At 68.2% G+C, this 3689-nt stretch carries 1 protein-coding gene; it reads right to left on the minus strand.

Translation table 11 applies throughout. The features are described from left to right. Nucleotides 1-208: 208 nt before the first annotated feature. Nucleotides 209-3689 (minus strand): hypothetical protein (locus RKP46_RS06815; protein WP_311105942.1); only part of this gene is annotated, 3481 nt, incomplete at its 5' end.

Consider the following 3689-nt stretch of genomic DNA (forward strand, 5'->3'; position numbering starts at 1 on the left):
CGATTCTACTCCCGATTCTTCTCCCCACTCTCCTCCCCGTTTCCCAAGCATGCAGCGGGTCCACCTGTGCAGCCGGCTGGCGCTCGCTCTTGCCGCGTTCGTCCGCTCGGGGCTACGGCGCAAGCCGGCGCACCGGCGCATCGCTTCGCTTCTGCGCATCCGCCGGCGTCTCGTGCGCTTGCCGCTACCTTCAGGCGCGTCTGCGGGCTCACTCCGATGCCCTGCCGGAGCCGGCCGCCGTCGCGCAGACGACATCTTCGCCGACGGTCATACCGGAACACGTCTGCACGCCGCCGACGCCGGCAAAACGAGTGACCGCGGCCGGACCAACGCGCGTCTCGGCAATCACGCCCTTGCGCAATTGTACGGCGACGTTCTCGTTCGAGAATCCGCTCTCCAGTTGTTCCTTACGCATCTGGTTCAGAATTTCGGCAACGTTCGATTGAATCGCTTCGTACGCCGACGTGTCGTCGATCACCCGCCCGTCGACCGCGACGCGTCGGACCGCTGCAGTGGCCAGCGTGGACGGAAAGACCAGGCGGCGGGTGAGCAGGCCGCTCGGATCGACCGCGCCACGTCCTCCAGTGCTCAGGTAGACCGGCACGTCGCCGGCCAGGCTGGTCTGGTTGTACGGATCGACGGCGATGGTTTGCAGGGTGCTGTTGTTCGGCGCGCCCTTGACTTCGCCAAAGCTGACCCAAATCCCGGAATTGAGCCCGCCAAAGCGGAATGGGCTCGGCGAGCCGACGGGTGGCCGGGCGCCAACATCGGCGATGATGAAGATCGAGGGCAGGATCGAGTACGAGTTGTCGTCGCGCCGGTCGGGATCGGTCGCGATATTGCGTCCGTCGCGCAGTTGCGTGGCCGCGACGTGCGTCAGGATCGTTCCGCCGCCGCCGGGCAGGTCCCGCCCGAGCAGGAGAACGGTATCCGACTCCACTGCCGGCACTGAACTATCAGCAAAGCGCAGCGAATCCGAGGCAAGCGCGATCACCGCCTTGGCACTGCGCTGCTGGTTGGCATCGACTTCAGTCGTTGCGGAAACCGGGCCAAGCAACTGGTTGGTCAGCCCTCCCGGATGCGCCAGTACGCCTCTTTCCAGCGGCGAGGAATAGACTTCGGTCAGGCCACTCACGCCGCTCCTGAGCTTCTCGCCCTCGCCAACGCTCGCCCCCGCGCTCAGGTCGATCGAGGCACGGCGGGCTCTCAGGTTGAGGCTGACGCCTGCTTCAGTGGACATCACCGTGCCCGCCATCTGGTTGATGCTGCTCTCGTACACGCCGAGCCTGGCCGGCGTTCCGCCCGCGTCCTGGACCGCGACGTTCTTCACTTCGAGCACCGGCATGCTCGCCTGATTGGCGACGATGTCGATACTGCCTTGGCCGCCAATCGACAGGCTGCCCAGCGCCACGGTCGTCGCGCTCGTCAAGTGCGATGCCCCGGACGGACTCAGGCGGATGCTGCCGGAGACCGTCAGGCTGTCGGCGGTAAGCGCGCTGTTGCCCGTTGTCAACTGCGCGACCAGCGCCTTGCTCGCCGACACGCTGACGTCGCCGCCAATGATCGTCAGCACGCCAGCAAAGCGGTTGTCTACGTTGTCCAGCGTGAGCGGCAGCCCAGGCAGGCTGATCCAGGTCGTGCCGTCGACCGCAACCGGCCCGAGCTGCCGCAGCGGGCCCCCAGTGCTGATCGACAAGTCCTGCGCGATATGGCTGTCGTCGAGCGTCAAGCCGTTGCGGTCGTTGAGCACGACGTTGTTGCCGGCGGTGATGCGCACGCGGTTCAAGTCGTTCTCCTCGTTGGGCAACGTGATGTTCTGGCTGGACGCGCTGATCGTCAGCAAGCCGCCTACGCTCAACGGCGCGTTCGCGTTCTGGCTGAGCCCGCCCGAGCTCGCGATGCTGGCGTTCCCGCCGATCGTGGTAGCAGCGTCGAGGGTAAGCGCGCCGGAGCGCGCGACGGAGAGGCTGCCGAGCGTGCCTGACAAGTGGGTGGCGCCGCTCGTGTCGGTGGTCAACTGGCCATCGACGTTGGCAGCATGAGCGATCTCGCCGCCGCCCGTGCTGCTCAACGTGGCGTCACCGCCAACACGGCCGCGGCTGTCGATCGGCCCGGCGGCGGTGATCTGCAGCTTGCCTCCAACTTCGCCGGTGTTGCTGGCGCTGGCGTCGGCGCTCAGCGTGCTGTCGCCAGTGGTGGCGACGCTGCTCGTCAGGTCGCCGCTGGCGCCGGCGGCGCTCGCCGTGAGGCTGCTCGCGTGGCCGCTGGCGGTGAGCGCGCCAGCGAGCGCGCGCGCGGTTGTTGCGCCGGTGTTCAGGTCAAGGGTGACGGTGTTCTGATCGGTGAGCACGGTCTTGCCCGCGGTGATCTGCACACTGCTGAAGTCGTTTGCTGCGTGATCCAGCGTGACGTCCTGGTCGGGCGCGCTGATCGTCAGCGGGCCGCTGACGATCAGCGGCGCGGTCGGGCTCTGGCTGATCGCGCCGGAGGCTGCGATCGCTGCTGTTCCGTTGATCGTGGTGCTGTTGTCGAAGTTGAGCGCTGCCGAGTGGACGACGGCGAGGCTGCCGAACGTGCCGGACAGACGGGTGGCGCCGCTCGTGTCGGTGGTCAGCAAGCCGTTGACGTTGGCCGCGTGCACGATTTCGCCGCCGCTGGTGCTGGTCAGTGTGGCGTCGCCGACGACACGGCCGCGGCTGTCGATCGGGCCAGCGGCGGTGATCTGCAGCCTGCCCTGCACTTCGCCGGTGTTGCTCGCGCTGGCGTCGGCGCTCAGCGTGCTGTCGCCGGTGGTGGCGACGCTGCTCGTCAGGTCGCCGCTGGCGCCGGCGGCGCTCGCCGTGAGGGTGCTCGCGTGGCCGCTGAGCGTGAGCGTCCCGGCGAGGGCGCGCGCGGTCGTCGGGCCGGTGGTCAGATCAAGGGTGAAGGTGTTCTGATCGGTGAGCACGGTCTTGCCCGCGGTGATCGTCACGCTGACAAAGTCGTTCGCTGTGTGATCCAGCGTGACATCCTGGTCGGGCGCGCTGATCGTCAGCGGGCCGCTGACGATCAGCGGCGCGGTCGGGCTCTGGCTGATCGCGCCGGAGGCTGTGATCGCTGCTGTTCCGTTGATCGTGGTGCTGTTGTCGAAGTTGAGCGCTGCCGAGTGGACGACGGCGAGGCTGCCGAGCGTGCCGGACAGACGGGTGGCGCCGCTCGTGTCGGTGGTCAGCAAGCCGTCGACGTTGGCCGCGTGCACGATTTCGCCACCGCCGGTGCTGGTCAGCGTGGCATCGCCGACGACGCGGCCGCGGCTGTCGATCGGCCCGGCGGCGGTGATCTGCAGCTTGCCCTGCACTTCGCCGGTGTTGCTCGCGCTGGCGTCGGCGCTCAGCGTGCTGTCGCCGGTGGTGGCGACGCTGCTCGTCAGCTCGCCGCTGGCGCCGGCGGCGCTCGCTGTGAGGCTGCTCGCGTGGCCGCTGGCGGTGAGCGCGCCGACGAGCGCGCGCGCGGTCGTTGCGCCGGTGTTCAGGTCAAGGGTGACGGTGTTCTGATCGGTGAGCACGGTCTTGCCCGCGGTGATCTGCACACTGCTGAAGTCGTTTGCTGCGTGATCCAGCGTGAGGTCCTGGCCGGGCGCGTTGATCGTCAGCGGGCCGCCTACGCTCAACGGCGCGTTCGCGTTCTGGCTGAGCCCGCCCGAGCTCGCG

Origin of the sequence: Accumulibacter sp., from assembly GCF_031732815.1 — a bacterium.
In the GTDB taxonomy this organism is placed as follows: Bacteria; Pseudomonadota; Gammaproteobacteria; order Burkholderiales; family Rhodocyclaceae; genus Accumulibacter.